The organism is Herbaspirillum camelliae (genome assembly GCF_001929405.1).
GTDB lineage: Bacteria > Pseudomonadota > Gammaproteobacteria > Burkholderiales > Burkholderiaceae_D > Herbaspirillum > Herbaspirillum seropedicae.
On sequence record NZ_KV880769.1, the window covers coordinates 3,637,299 to 3,650,730 of the forward strand.

13 protein-coding genes and 1 pseudogene are annotated in these 13,432 nt (G+C 53.2%); 7 read left to right on the plus strand and 7 right to left on the minus strand.

Going from position 1 to position 13,432, the window contains the following annotated elements:
- Window positions 1-24: 24 nt before the first annotated feature.
- From BGK68_RS27540 to BGK68_RS28700, 3 genes and pseudogenes are all read left to right on the plus strand, one after another.
- Window positions 25-375, plus strand: coding sequence for a hypothetical protein (locus BGK68_RS27540; protein ID WP_143433081.1), 351 nt, complete (start codon window positions 25-27; stop codon window positions 373-375).
- Window positions 332-2,338 (plus strand): outer membrane protein, encoded by a 2,007-nt coding sequence (locus BGK68_RS16210; protein ID WP_075257939.1) that lies wholly within the window; start codon window positions 332-334, stop codon window positions 2,336-2,338. Before BGK68_RS27540 ends, BGK68_RS16210 begins: the two co-directional genes overlap by 44 nt.
- A gap of 45 nt (window positions 2,339-2,383) precedes the next feature.
- Window positions 2,384-2,683, plus strand: a pseudogene (locus BGK68_RS28700) (hypothetical protein); the annotation flags it as partial.
- A 32-nt stretch (window positions 2,684-2,715) separates the two neighbouring features.
- On the opposite strand, the gene BGK68_RS16220 reads toward BGK68_RS28700, so the two are convergent.
- The 5 genes from BGK68_RS16220 to BGK68_RS16240 form a co-directional block, all read right to left on the minus strand.
- The gene (locus BGK68_RS16220; protein ID WP_075257940.1) at window positions 2,716-2,943 is read right to left on the minus strand and encodes an enoyl-CoA hydratase-related protein; all 228 of its coding nucleotides are present in this window, start codon (window positions 2,941-2,943) and stop codon (window positions 2,716-2,718) included.
- Window positions 2,940-4,133: an acetyl-CoA C-acyltransferase gene (locus BGK68_RS16225; protein WP_075257941.1), complete on the minus strand. Its 1,194-nt coding sequence runs from the start codon at window positions 4,131-4,133 to the stop codon at window positions 2,940-2,942. Before BGK68_RS16225 ends, BGK68_RS16220 begins: the two co-directional genes overlap by 4 nt.
- Window positions 4,134-4,197: 64 nt before the next feature.
- Window positions 4,198-4,962 (minus strand): SDR family NAD(P)-dependent oxidoreductase, encoded by a 765-nt coding sequence (locus BGK68_RS16230; protein ID WP_075257942.1) that lies wholly within the window; start codon window positions 4,960-4,962, stop codon window positions 4,198-4,200.
- Window positions 4,963-4,982: 20 nt separating this feature from the next.
- Window positions 4,983-6,332, minus strand: coding sequence for an MFS transporter (locus BGK68_RS16235; RefSeq protein WP_075257943.1), 1,350 nt, complete (start codon window positions 6,330-6,332; stop codon window positions 4,983-4,985).
- A 26-nt stretch (window positions 6,333-6,358) separates the two neighbouring features.
- Entirely contained in the window at window positions 6,359-7,057 is a 699-nt protein-coding gene (locus tag BGK68_RS16240; protein WP_233149322.1) for a nitroreductase, read from the minus strand.
- Between the two features lie 302 nt (window positions 7,058-7,359).
- On the opposite strand from BGK68_RS16240, the gene BGK68_RS16245 reads away from it, so the two are divergent.
- Entirely contained in the window at window positions 7,360-9,015 is a 1,656-nt protein-coding gene (locus tag BGK68_RS16245; RefSeq protein WP_075257945.1) for an AMP-binding protein, read from the plus strand.
- A 56-nt stretch (window positions 9,016-9,071) separates the two neighbouring features.
- Here BGK68_RS16245 and BGK68_RS16250 read toward each other — a convergent pair whose 3' ends face one another.
- Entirely contained in the window at window positions 9,072-9,764 is a 693-nt protein-coding gene (locus tag BGK68_RS16250) for a Crp/Fnr family transcriptional regulator (protein WP_075257946.1), read from the minus strand.
- A gap of 311 nt (window positions 9,765-10,075) precedes the next feature.
- A protein-coding gene (locus BGK68_RS16255) for an IS3 family transposase (RefSeq protein ID WP_198937215.1) occupies window positions 10,076-11,211 on the minus strand; the annotation gives its coding sequence in 2 pieces (ribosomal slippage) (window positions 10,076-10,959 and window positions 10,959-11,211; 1,137 coding nt in all).
- Window positions 11,212-11,317: 106 nt separating this feature from the next.
- On the opposite strand from BGK68_RS16255, the gene BGK68_RS27850 reads away from it, so the two are divergent.
- Genes BGK68_RS27850 through BGK68_RS16275 form a run of 3 tightly spaced genes read left to right on the plus strand, consistent with a single transcriptional unit; the run spans window position 11,318 to window position 13,355 of the window.
- Window positions 11,318-11,461, plus strand: coding sequence for a hypothetical protein (locus BGK68_RS27850; protein ID WP_158035469.1), 144 nt, complete (start codon window positions 11,318-11,320; stop codon window positions 11,459-11,461).
- Entirely contained in the window at window positions 11,458-12,300 is an 843-nt protein-coding gene (locus BGK68_RS16270) for an ABC transporter permease (protein WP_075257950.1), read from the plus strand. The genes BGK68_RS27850 and BGK68_RS16270 overlap by 4 nt, the downstream gene beginning before the upstream one ends.
- The gene (locus BGK68_RS16275; protein WP_075257951.1) at window positions 12,297-13,355 is read left to right on the plus strand and encodes an extracellular solute-binding protein; all 1,059 of its coding nucleotides are present in this window, start codon (window positions 12,297-12,299) and stop codon (window positions 13,353-13,355) included. Before BGK68_RS16270 ends, BGK68_RS16275 begins: the two co-directional genes overlap by 4 nt.
- Window positions 13,356-13,432 lie beyond the last annotated feature (77 nt).

Below are 13,432 nucleotides of genomic sequence, written 5' to 3' on the forward strand. Positions count from 1 at the left end.
TTGGTATGTCTCATCACAATAGTTATGAGCGAGCCAGCCTTTTCGGCGGATGATGGGACATTACCTCTTGAGCCAATACGGATATCATCCGAGTCTAAATGGACGGGGGCCTATATCGGCTTCATGGGCGGTTTTTCTCAAGCAAAGACCATCGATCAGATTAAGCCAGATGGTGACCCTAATGTAAAACTTTATAATGATACTGGCCCGCGCGGTATTTTTGATACTCAAACTTCAAAACCTACTCTTGGCACGTTTGTCGGTTACAACTTTCGACGTAATGGACTCGTTGTGGGATTGGAGGCTGATGTAATCTCAGGACTTACATCAGTTGGAAATTCGGGGGGGGCAACCTTACCCAAATTATACGTTTAATGATGATAACTTTGCGGCTACGGCTTCAACCCAGATTCTATGGACAGCTTCGCTACATCCTAAAGTAGGCGTGGTCCTCCCCAATGATTGGTTGTTATATGTAACGGCAGGTCCAGCAATCGCTAAAGTGAATGTTGAGCATACTCTCACCGATACTCTTTCCGACTCTCATCAAACTCGCCTTAATAAAATCCGAATGGGATATGTCGTTGGTGCAGGCGTTGCGATACCTTTGAGCGAGAATCTGGCGTTAGAAGCAAAGTACGTCTATAACGACTTTGGGAGCATTACTAGCAGAACCTGGACAGATGTAGACGGCGCAGGATACAAGCAGTCCAATTCGTTGCATACCAAAATGTGGATGGTGGGTCTGAGTTATAACTTCAATGAAAGCGTTACCCCGCATTGGAATCTTTCGCCAGCATCCGACTTCATGCTGGAAGCTGGCTTCAAGGTTGGCACGGGGTATGGTACGTATGGCGCTCCACAGCCTTTGTTTAACTCGCCTTCGGTACCTATCCGCCATGTGCTGTCATCTCGACTGACATGGGATGAGTTAGAGTCAAATTACGGTGAGACTTTTTTGCGACTCAATCATGTCAATCATTTTTTCGGCAAGCTATCTTTCCAATCGGGCAGGGTAAAGTCGGGGCACATGTATGATGAAGATTTTCCAGCGCCGGGAGGCGGCTACTCTATGACCCAGACCGACATTGATGGACTGCGTAATAGCTTCGAACTGCTCGGAGGGTATAACCTCATGGAAACAGGAGGTTCACGTTTGGGGATATTCGTGGGTCATGAACGTCGGAATTATAGCTTCAGAACAGCCGGGCTGTGTCAGCTGGCCGCTGCTACCCCGTGCACAGGATATGCGGATGACTATGACTATGTAAGCCGAGAGTCACGATTGAGAATGTGGAAAATTGGTGTTGACACTCGCCTAAAATTATCGGAACGGATCTGGATAGATGCAAACGCAGCCTATATCCCAAAAGTGAAATTTGATGGAGAAGACGACCACTTGGCCAGGCAGTTCATCGTGAAAGACGAAGGGCATGGCACTGGTACGTCGGTTGAGGCATCTCTTAATTACAGCATTACAAATGCTTTAAGTTTGGGTTTTGGCGCACGTTATTTTTCTTTTCGTAGTAAGTTTGGCAGAGCGACCGCTATTGACCTTACTCCAAACGGGAGACCCTCTCAGCTTGAGGCATCTTACACTGATGATCAACTAGACCTGTTCCTGCAAATGACATATCAAATCGGGGGGGCGAGTGCTTCCCGAAAGTTGGATACATTTGGGACAAGTAATATAAATTCCTGGACAGGTCTTTACGTAGGCGGTTTGATGGGGGCTGCTCGACTCAAGGATCACTGGGAAGATCCTTTTGGAAATACGTTAACGCCGGGAGGAAACGTTAATTACGCAGGATTCGGCGATGATGTCACATCAGCTGGCGCCATTATGGGAGTGCGAGTAGGGTATGATCAAAGCTTTAAAAAATGGATTGCGGGTGTTTCATTTACCACATTGCGTAGTGATGTTTCAGGAGAAAATACCTGTTTCTCGGGCTTGCGTGGTCTCAATTGCATGAGAAATCTCGACCACATTTACATTGCTGCAGCGCGACTGGGATGGGGAAGCAATGGAACGTTAGTATACGGTACGGCGGGCTCAGCACTTGTGGAGGGGAGCCTAGCTATTAATGGCCGTAGCTTTGCATCTTACAAGGGCGCAAAAATTGATTCAAAGCGGCAATCAAAAATTGGATGGTTGACCGGTGCCGGTATTGAACATCGTTTCGATGAGCATATGAGCGTCTACGCCGAATACAATCACATCGGAGGAGTGCATGCTGACAACAATCTTTACGACGCTGCAGCCGATATCAAGAAACAGCCTCTTTCGACTAATAGCGCGCTAGATATCTTCATACTTGGCGTGAATTACCGTTTCTAGGAAGTGTCGATCTGAAAAAACTAACTGTCCGACTTAAGATTTCATATGCCCGGGCCTTCATCACATGGACTGATAAAGTATTCGAGACGCATCCGTCACTTCACTCACTGCTTTGATGTCGCTCCTCCTGAGAAGGCTCGACAAGCGTATCACTTCATCGTCAGGCCTTGGTTCAGCCTGAGGGGGCACTGCAGTTTAGACCACAATCCTGCTCATGACAGCGAGCGGGAGAACGGAGTGATAGACGTGGCCCTGCTTGGAATTATTCGACGCTGGTACATCAGAGACCGCATCTCAATCCTGGAAATCGCCCGCAGGCTCGACATTTCCCGCAACACAGTTCGCCGTTACATCCGATCCGATGTCAGCGAACTCGCTTATCCAGAAAAGCGTTCGCCAAGCTCGCTCGATGACTTTTCAAACCCAGCCAAGACAATACGGCCTATGTTTTCGTTATTTTCGAAGTTATCGAGCGCTGCGCTCAATTCGTTCATTACACCGTCACTCAAAGCATTGAGTTGCGCAGGGCGATCAAGGGTAATCAGTCCGACTTTCCCCTCAATCTGACTATTGATACAGGTGAACGACGTAGTGTTGCTAGTCACAGCATCTCCACTGCCAGAGCAGTAGCCTCGCCGCCACCAATGCACAAGCTGGCAACACCCGTTTTACCGCCAGATTTTCTCAAGGCGCCCAGCAAGGTCACCAAGATACGCGCTCCTGATGCGCCGATTGGATGACCCAGAGCACATGCTCCTCCATGAACATTTACCCGCTCCAAATCGAGTCCTAGATCGAAAGCTGCAGCCATTGGCACCACTGCAAATGCCTCATTGATCTCAAAGAGATCAACTGTATCGGCAGACAGCTTCGTCTTTCCGAATAGCTTCGTAATGGCGCCAACGGGTGCCGACGGGAATTTCTCCGGCTTGCCGGCGTAGCCAGTGTGAGCGAGGATGCGGGCAACAGGTTCAAGCCCTAGTTTTTCTGCCATTGACGCACGAGTCAGTACCAACGCAGCCGCCCCATCAGAAATGGACGACGAGTTCGCTGCAGTCACAGTACCACCAGGCTTGAATGCTGGTTTCAGGGAAGGTACTCGCTCCAGATTCACAGCGAAGGGCCCTTCATCTTTGTCGACCACGGTGGCACCCTTTTTTCCTTCAACGCTCACAGGAACAATCTCCCAGTCGAAACTTCCTTCCATGCTGGCGTTCTTTGCACGAATAGTCGAGCGGATGGCGTAAGCATCTTGATCATCCCGCGAAAAACGATAGCTCTCTGCGCACTCCTCAGCAAAGCATCCCATCAGGCGGCCGCGATTCTCTTCTGAATATGCATCCTCCAACCCGTCCAAGAACATGTGGTCAAGTATCTTTTCATGGCCAAGCCGGTAGCCGCGGCGCGCCTTAGGTAGCAGGTATGGCGCATTGGTCATTGACTCCATCCCACCTGCCACAACGATAGATGAAGTGCCAGCCAGAATGATGTCGTGACCAAGCATCACCGACATCATGGCTGAGCCGCAGACCTTATGAATGGTCGCACAGGTAACACTGGAAGGCTGACCTGCTCGCAGCGCCGCTTGACGGGCTGGTGCTTGTCCCAAACCAGCTTGCAACACACAGCCCATCAAGGCTTGGTCGACCAGCTCCGGATCGATGTGTGCTCTGGCGATCGCCGCCTGGATAGCGTAGCCACCGAGCTGCGGGCCGGACAAATCGGCGAAAGCTCCCTGGAAGCTCCCCATAGGAGTGCGGGCGACAGAGATGATGACAACTGGATCGTGCGACATTTGTTGCTCCTGATGCTGGACAAACGGCGAGAGAAGGACGAGAGAGTGAATGGAAACCGAAAAATCACTTCGCGGCCATCCGGAGAGAACCATCCAGACGAATGATTTCGCCGTTCAGGTAACGGTTTTCCAACACGTGAGTTACGAGCGAAGAGTATTCGACCGGTTTGCCTAAGCGAGGAGGGAACGGTACTGTTTTTCCCAGCGATTCGAGAACTTCGCTGGGCATTTCAAGCATCATTGGCGTCTCGAAAATGCCAGGGGCAATTGTGACGACGCGAATGCCGTATTTCGCCAGATCTCGCGCTAGCGGCAAGGTCATTGCCACAACGCCTCCTTTTGATGCGGCATAGGCTGCCTGCCCCATTTGACCGTCAAAGGCTGCGACCGAAGCCGTGTTGACAATGACGCCGCGCTCTCCGGTTTCATCTGGATCATTCCCGCTCATTGCCTGAGCGGCGAACCTCGCCATGTTGAAAGTACCGACCAAATTAATATTTAAAGCTCGGACGAAGCTGTCTAGGCTGTGGGGGCCAGCCTTCCCCAGCAACTTTTCTGCCGGCGCGATGCCCGCGCAGTTGATAAGGCCGGCTATCGGCCCCATCGACTTTGCGGCCGCAAATGCTTCAACCGCGCTGCTCTCGCTTGTAACGTCTGTTTGAATGAATTTCGCGTGCCCTCCAAGTGAGGCTTCGGCTTTTGCTCCAGCAACTGGATTTATATCAGCCAACACGACCAAGCCACCAGCGGCAACTAATGCCCTTGCCGTGGCAGAACCAAGCCCCGATGCTCCACCGGTCACTACATACACACCTGCTTTAATTCCCATCACTGCTCCTTGGATCTTTCTTATGAAACCGTTTGCGCGCTTACCGATGGTTTCGCAACAGAACGATCACCGGCCAGATTGTGGTTAATGAGCATGACTGCTACGGCGCCTACGAGGCCGGCCAACGCAATGCCCAGGAAGTTTTGCTCCAGAGGAAGCTGCAGAGCGACCAGTGCGCCGATGAGCACCGGTGCGATGATCGCCCCTAGCCGCCCCACACCCGATGCAAAGCCGACTCCGGTTGAACGAATAGCGACCGGATAGAATTCGCCGGCATATGCGTAAGCCAGGAGTTGCGTACCGAGGGTAGAGGCGCCAACCACGAAAACAACGACGAACAACAGCCAAGTTTCCTTGGTGTATCCCATCAAGGTCAGTGACAGGGCACCTACGATGTAGAAGACCACGAGAACATGCTTGATATTGAATTTGTCTCCCAACCAGCCACCACCAATCGCTCCCACCATTGCCCCAAAATTGAAGACCAGCACGAAGTTCAGGGCGGAACCGAGGCTATAGCCGGCCATACCCATGAGTTTGGTTAGCCATGAACTCAGCGAATAGACCATGAAGAGCCCTGTGAAGTAGGCGATCCAAATCATCAAGGTGCTGAAGCCCCGGCCGTTCGCGAAGAGCATCTTTACGGGCGCATTGTCTACTCGCTCAGTCACCGGAAGAATGAACTCTTCGTTACCGGACAAGCGAAGTTCCGGGTCGATCTTGCGAATGACGTCTGCCAGCTTGTCCTGGCGCCCCTTACGATGTAGCGTTGCCATCGACTCCGGCATTGTTTTTAGGATGAAGGGGATCAACAAAACGGGGACGCCGGCTACGAAGAAGACCGATTGCCATCCGTACGCTTCAATCAACTGCTTACCAGTCAATGCAACCAGAACACCGCCGACGGAGTATCCAGCGAATACGATTGTCACAAGACGCGCTCGGACTTTGACCGGTGAAAACTCCCCCATTTGCGCGGTAACGACGGGAAGTACGCCGCCAATTCCTAAACCGGCGAGGAAACGCAGCACACTGAAACTGATCGGGTCGTGTGCCAAGCCTGCCGCTGCAGTGAAGATGCTGAACGTCGCAATACCAACTGCCAGCATCAGCGGGCGGCCAATTTTGTCGGCGAGTGTTCCGAAGAACATCGCGCCAAACATCATGCCGAATAGTGCCGAACTGGCCATCACCCCCGCTTTGGAGGCATCCACGCCCATTTCCTTCATGATTGATGGAAGGGCGGCGCCCACAACGGCTAGGTCATACCCGTCGAGGACTAGAATCAACACTCCCCAAAATAAGATCAATCGGTGAAAGCTGTTGTATTTGGCCCCGTTGGCCACTTTGATTACGTCGATTTGTTGCATGTCTTCCTCCTTATTTTTTGTAGGTACTACTTGCAATAAAACTTCGTGAATGAAGCAACTCCTTCTCGTTTTGTGATCAGCGTATTTTCGATTTTTTCTGTATCTGCATAGCCAAGGCTCATACCGACAATGAACATTTCCTCAGGTGGAATGCCTAGCTCGACACTGATGATCTTGTGGTACTTCATGAACGCGGCCTGCGGACAGGTGTCAAGGCCATGGGCACGTGCGGCTACCATGATGTTCTGCATAAACATGCCAACGTCTAGCAGGCTTCCTTGCTGCATGACTCGATTGACAGTGAAGAGAAGGCCAACCGGAGCATCGAAGAACGAATAGTTCCTGCCGTGCTGGATATGCATCCGCGCCTTGTCTCCTTTTTGGATATTCAGCAAGCCATACAGACTCCAGCCGACATCCCTTCTTCGATCGATATAGGGAAATACCCACTCAGTCGGGTAGTACTCCCACTCATCCTTATGTGCGGTGGAGAGTTCGTGGTTGTTATCCACTTCGTGGATGGCGGCGCATAGCCGATCTTTGGCTGATCCCGTTACCACATGCACATTCCACGGTTGGAGATTTACGCCGGTCGCAGCAAACCTCGCCACGTCCAGGATTTCCTCAATCGTCTCTCTGGGAACTTCGGTGGGAAGAAAAGCGCGAATGCTGCGGCGTGTCACGATTGCCCACTCAACGGCCTCACGCAATGATTCTTTGTCCATCGGGGGCGGTCCTTCTCGGTCCATCTTTATCTCCTGGTGTTTTTTTATTTCGTCGATGACCGATCGACGTATGGACGGAGAGTAATGGCGATGTTTGATACGCGCTGTCCTGTTTAAGACATTGTCTTGTTCAAGACATTTGGAACCGAAGTGATGGCAAATCATGTGCAATGTCTTGTTCGAGACAGTCTTGCGCCGTAGTCCCCCCCCTACATTAGTCGCTAAACAGAGGCTGTTCTTCTCTGGAATATCCGCGAGAGATCGCAGCATCCAATAAATTTAAATAATTCAGGAGACACGAGATGCAAAATTCCATCTACGGGAAAGAGCTTCCCCGTACGCCGGCTAACTATGTACCGTTGACGCCCTTACACTTCCTCGACAGAAGTGCGGATCAATACCCCGACCGAATCGCTGTTGTACATGGTGACTTCAACCAGACTTGGCACGAAACGCGTCAGCGCTGTCGGCGTCTGGCGAGTGCATTGAGCAAAAGGGGAGTCCAAAGTGGCGATACTGTCTCAATACTGGCGCCCAATACGCCCGCAATGCTGGAGGCCCATTTTGGCGTACCACTTAGCGGGGCTGTGTTGAACAGCATCAACTGCAGGCTAGATCCGGACGGGGTCCGATTCATCCTGAAGCATGGCGAATGCAAGATTCTGCTGGTTGATCGCGAATTTTCCACTTTGGTTTCGCAAGCTTTGGTTGGTCTTCCAAATAAGCCGCTGATCGTAGACATCAATGACCTGAAGGCACCGCAAGGTGACGCGATCGGAGAAATCGACTATGAAGCCCTGCTGGCTGAAGGCGACGATGACTTTTCTGGTGTCTGGCCGACAGATGAATGTGATGCGATCGCCCTCAACTACACATCAGGAACGACTTCTGATCCAAAGGGAGTGGTGCCCAGTCACCGGGGCACCTACGTGATGAGTATGTTGCAGCTGACCGATTGGGGGATGCCGCGGAATCCGACCTATCTGTGGACGCTGCCCATGTTCCATGCGAACGGATGGTGCTTTACTTGGGCAATCACCGCTGCGGCTGGCACCCACGTTTGCATGCGTAAGGTCACTGCCAAAAACATCTTCGATGCTATCGCTGATCATGGCGTTGATCATTTCTGTGTCGCTCCCATTGTGTTGGCGTCGATTGCAAGTGCGCCGGATTCGGAGAAACGGTCGCTCCCACGCACCGTCCGTGTGAGAACCGCTGGCTCACCGCCACCGGCAGCTGTTCTCAAGGCTGTTCTTTCGTTGGGATTTGATGTCGAACACGTCTATGGAATTACGGAAGCGTCGGGTACCCCTGTCAGCTGCTACATCAATCCGGAGTGGGCAACATTGGATAAGGACGAGCAGTCGAGGTTGATGGCACGACAAGGAAACCGTTCTGCGGCACTAGAGTCACTCATTGTCGCTGATCCCGATACGTTGGAACCCGTGCCGTTTGATGGCCATACTCAAGGTGAATTGCTTCTCAAAGGCAACATTGTCATGAAGGGCTATTTGAAGAACGAGGAAGCTACGAAGAATGCTTTCTCGGGAGGCTGGTTCCATACTGGGGATGTCGCAGTAGTCCATCCGGACGGCTACGTCCAGATTACTGATCGTGCAAAAGACGTAATTATCTCTGGAGGAGAGAACATCTCCTCGGTTGAAGTCGAGGATACTCTTCATCGACACCCAGCTGTCCTGATTGCCGCAGTCGTATCGCAGCCAGATGCAAAATGGGGCGAGACGCCCTGCGCATTTATCGAACTTAAGGCCGGCGTCATAGAGCCAAGCGAGTCTGAGATTATTGAATTTTGCAAAGAGCGACTGGCAAAATTCAAGTGTCCGAAGCGCGTCGTCTTCTGCACTCTACCAAAAACTGGGACGGGCAAGATTCAGAAATTCAAGCTACGCGAACAAGCTGGCAGCAAATCCGCGATCACGGAGCTTGCGAAGGCATAACAAACAACGGCGCCATAAGGCGCCGTTTTCCCTTCTCCGCAACATTCCGATCAATCCTATTCATCTTGGCGGGCAAATTCTCGCAGCCGCGGAAGATCCAAAATCACGACGGATCCATATTCGACAGCGAGCATTTTGGCGTTCGCCAGTTCACGAAGTGCCCGATTGGTATTTTGGCGTGACAGCCCGCAAAGTCGACCTATCTCCTCCTGAGATAGCTGCAACGTTGATTCGGTCGAGGGATAGAGCTGTGGATTGAACAATTCAGAGAGACAAAATGCAACACGAGCGGGAGCTTCACGTAGACGCCGGTTCTCGATCAACGCAACGTAGTAACCACAACGCCAATTCAATTGATCGATCACGAAACGGCTGAAGGAGGTACTTTGCTCCAATAGCCACTCAAATGTTGTTCGCGGCACAAACGCCAATTTGCTGTCGCGAATAGCCACAATCGAATAAGGGCGAGGTTCATTTTTCAAGACGGCCCCCTCGCCAAACCAAGCGCCACCAGGAACGCCGGCAAATGTCGTTGACCGTCCATCAGGAGAAACAGTATCTACTTTGACCATCCCCTCGATGAGCCCAAACCAGTGATCTGCCGGAGTTCCTCGTGGAAAGATAATAGAGCCGCTGGAATAAGTACGTTCGTAAATGTCGTGGCGCAAGCGATCCATCTGTCCAGCAGTCAAAGTAGCCGGCCAGCGTGATTTTTCCAGAAAGGCGGTTAGTTCAGGAGACAGCGTCATGTGCAACTGATCCAATGCATACAATTGCCGGTAGTATGCATCATCTGTGGACCCGGCAATCCAACATCTTTGTCGCGTCGCAGCAGCGCAATGGCTTGATGTGCAAGCTGCACGGTGCATTATTGGGATTTTTAGATGCCGTCTATCGATCAGGAGCGGACGTGCAATGGAAAGAAAAAAGCCCGCTCACTGACCTGCCCCCGGGAATTGGACAGTTTAGAACTAGAGAGGGGTTACCATGACCGTACCCCAAAAACAGTATCACCCATTATTAGAATTTTCCGACTTCTGACCGTACCCCAAAAACAGTATCACCCATTATTAGAATTTTCCGACTTCTGGACGCCGGCCCAATGGCCATTTTCCCTTGCCTGGCGGGCGAATTCAGCCGGCGTCGCCCACTGCAATGCAGAGTGGGGACGGCTCTCATTATAGTCCTGGCGCCAGGCATCGATTTTGCCGCTGGCGTCTTCGAGCGACAGAAACCAATGGGTGTTCAGGCATTGCTGCCGGAACCGCCCGTTGAAGCTCTCGATCTTGGCGTTATCCGTTGGCGTACCAGGTCGACTGAAGTCGAGCTCGACGCCGTTTTCATATGCCCACCGATCCATCGCCTTTGAAATGAATTCGCTGCCGTTGTCGACCTTGATCGTCGCGGGCAAGCCTCGCTGCAGCGTGATGCGGTTTAAGGTGTTCACGACATCTTCCCCCTTTAAGCTCTGTCCGATATCAATGGCCAGGCACTCGCGCGTGTAGTTGTCCACGACCGTCAGTGCGCGCAACTTCCTGCCATCGAACAGCGCATCAGCAACAAAGTCCATGCTCCAGATCTGGTTCATTGCGGTAACAAGATGCTTGGGCTGACGCAGTCGCGCGGACTTATTGCGCTTGGGGCGTTTCAGCCGCAACGACAAGCCTTCCTGCTGATACAGCCGGTAGACACGCTTATGATTATCTGGCCAGCCTTCTCGCTGCAACATGACGTGTATGCGGCGATAGCCGTAGTGCACACGTGTGGCAGCAATCTCCTTGATGCGCATTGTCAACCCTGCTGCATCTCGCCTCCTTGCCTGGTACTTGTAGACCGAGAGCGACATGTCGAACAGCGCACAAGCTTGACGTATGCTCGCGCAATAACGATCGCGCAATTCGTCAACCAGAGACCGCTTGCGCGAAGGCTTCAGAGCTTTTTTGAGAGAACATCCTGCAGCATCGCCTTATCCAGGCTGAGATCGGCAACCAGTTTTTTAAGCTTGTTGTTCTCCTCTTCAAGCTGCCGAAGGCGACGTAGTTCTGACGGCCCGAGTCCGCCAAATTTCTTCTTCCAGTTGTAGAAGGTCGCATCGCTGATACCCAGCTTTCTGCAAACCTCCTCCACCGGCGTGCCGAGTTCGTTCTGTTTCAGTGCGAACGCGATTTGCTGCTCAGTAAATTTGCTCTTCTTCACGACATGACTCCCATTTCATATGATGAAAAAATCACGTCGGAAATTCTACTTTTAAATGCTACTGTTTATTGGGGTAGGGTCACTCGTGGGTGGCCCCGACACATTGATGGCGGCGACCTTGATTAGTCAGCAGGCCACCGAACTTCTGGACTGGCCCTTTGCCAGTGCCCTGTCGCTGCTGCTGCTCACCGGGACGCTCGTCGTGGTGATCGTGTTCCGGCGGTTCCTTGCTCTGTCAAAAGGCTTATGAACACCTCATCCATACCCCCTAGCATGCCCAAGCGGATGGGCCGCGAGCTGGTGCTTGCGTGCCTGGTGTGCCTGGTCTTGCTGTTCTTGGTGACGCCAACGCTGATCGTCATCCCGATGTCGTTCGGCAAAGCCGACTACATCGAGTTTCCACCGAGTGGGCTGAGCCTGAAATGGTTCAGCCGCTACTTGAGCGATCCAGCGTGGATCGAGGCAACGGTCTTCAGCTTGAAAATCGCGATCGGTTCGATGGTTGGCTCGACGCTGATCGGAACGGCTGCTGCGGTTGGGCTAGCCCGTGGCCGCTTGCCTGGCTCGGGACTGCTGTATGCCCTGAGCTTGAGCCCGCTCGTCCTACCCCACATCGTGTTGGCCATTGCGCTCTACCTGGCGTTGGCACCGCTCAGACTGGTGGGCACGACTACCGGCTTCCTGCTTGCCCACACGATGCTCGGCGTCCCCTATGTCGTCATCACAGTATCGGCCGCGCTGCGCGGCTTCGATCCGATGCTGGAGTTTGCGGCACTGAACTGCGGTGCCTCGCGCAGCCGTGCTTTCTTCGATGTGGTACTTCCATCGATCTCGCCCGGTGTTGTCGCGGGGGCCATCTTCGCCTTTCTCGCCTCGTTCGATGAAGCCACGGTGTCACTGTTCATCTCCGATGTGGGTGGCAAGACGCTCACCCGCAAGTTCTTCGAGGACATCGACTTCAACCTCACCCCCGTCATCGCCGCCGTCTCCACCCTCATGATCGTAGTGTCGGTGGTGACGATGACATTGGCCGCAGCCATCCGGACGCGTCGTTCCACTATGCCCTCTGAGAAGGAAATCCAGGCATGAAGCTCTCAACATCATGCGTAGCGTTTGGCGCTTTCATTCTAGGCAACCTCGTGCTCGCACCTGCGCATGCGGAAGAAACCGTCGTGGTCGCCGCAACCGGTGGCATGTACGAGCAGAGCCTGCGTAGCAGTTTCTTCGATGAGTTCACCAAGGAGACCGGCATCAAGGTCCGGGTGGTCACCGCATCTGCTCAGGAGCAGATCACCAAGCTCAAGGCAATGAACCAGGTGGGCGCAGTGACCTGGGACATTGCCGTACTTGGCGACATCGAGGCGCATAGCAACGATGTGCGCGCAATGACCGAGGACGTGTCTGTGTTCTGCAAGGCGTTCTCGGGGCGCAAGGACCTGCTGCCAGGGGCGTGCGATGCTGCGGGCGTGAAGGTCAACTCCGGTCTGACCTATATCGTCTGGAACGGGGACAAGCTCCCGGATGGCGGGCCATCTACTTGGCGCGACGTGTGGGATGTCAAGCGCTTCCCCGGCGGTCGGACCTTCCCCAACTTTAATGACCCCTGGCGCATTTTGGCGGCAGCACTGGTTGCCGATGGCGTCGCGCCGACCAAGCTGTTCCCGCTTGATGTCGATCGCGCACTGAGGAAGCTCGACGCGCTGAGACCGCACATCACGTTGTGGTGGAAAAGCGGGGATGCCAGTCAGCAGGGCTATCGCACCGGCGAGTACGTGATGGGGATGGTCTGGCAAACGCGAGCAACGCCTTTGATCAGGGAGGGCCGAAACCTCAAGTTCTCGCTCAAGGAAGGAGTGCTGGTGTCCGACCGCGCCACCCTTGTGAAGGGTGCGCCGAACCACGCCAACGCAATGAAGCTCCTTGGCTACATCGAGAACGCCACCGACGGCATGGCTCGGCACTGCACTAACCTCGGGTGCACCCCACCGAGTACGGCTGCGATGGAGAAGATGAGCCCGGCGGATCAGGCCAACATGCCAATCAAGCCGGACATATACGCATCGCTCATCGTCCCTGACTTCGACTGGATCAACGCCAATCGCGCAATGATGCTCGAACGCTGGAATGCTTGGCTGCAAAAGTGAAGCCTGAGACAGAAACCAGAAGGAGTCGCCTTGCTTGACGCAACCCGTTGTGTTCACCATCCACAGGTATCGACGGA

Excerpts from the sequence above, each read along its gene's own strand:
- BGK68_RS16225 (WP_075257941.1), bottom strand. The coding sequence starts at position 4,133 with ATGTCGCACGATCCAGTTGTCATCATCTCTGTCGCCCGCACTCCTATG.
- BGK68_RS16270 (WP_075257950.1), top strand. The coding sequence starts at position 11,458 with ATGAACACCTCATCCATACCCCCTAGCATGCCCAAGCGGATGGGCCGC.
- BGK68_RS16275 (WP_075257951.1), top strand. The coding sequence starts at position 12,297 with ATGAAGCTCTCAACATCATGCGTAGCGTTTGGCGCTTTCATTCTAGGC.
- BGK68_RS27540 (WP_143433081.1), top strand. The coding sequence starts at position 25 with ATGAGCGAGCCAGCCTTTTCGGCGGATGATGGGACATTACCTCTTGAG.
- BGK68_RS16245 (WP_075257945.1), top strand. The coding sequence starts at position 7,360 with ATGCAAAATTCCATCTACGGGAAAGAGCTTCCCCGTACGCCGGCTAAC.
- BGK68_RS16230 (WP_075257942.1), bottom strand. The coding sequence starts at position 4,962 with ATGGGAATTAAAGCAGGTGTGTATGTAGTGACCGGTGGAGCATCGGGG.
- BGK68_RS16240 (WP_233149322.1), bottom strand. The coding sequence starts at position 7,057 with ATGGACAAAGAATCATTGCGTGAGGCCGTTGAGTGGGCAATCGTGACA.
- BGK68_RS16250 (WP_075257946.1), bottom strand. The coding sequence starts at position 9,764 with ATGACGCTGTCTCCTGAACTAACCGCCTTTCTGGAAAAATCACGCTGG.
- BGK68_RS27850 (WP_158035469.1), top strand. The coding sequence starts at position 11,318 with ATGGCGGCGACCTTGATTAGTCAGCAGGCCACCGAACTTCTGGACTGG.
- BGK68_RS16235 (WP_075257943.1), bottom strand. The coding sequence starts at position 6,332 with ATGCAACAAATCGACGTAATCAAAGTGGCCAACGGGGCCAAATACAAC.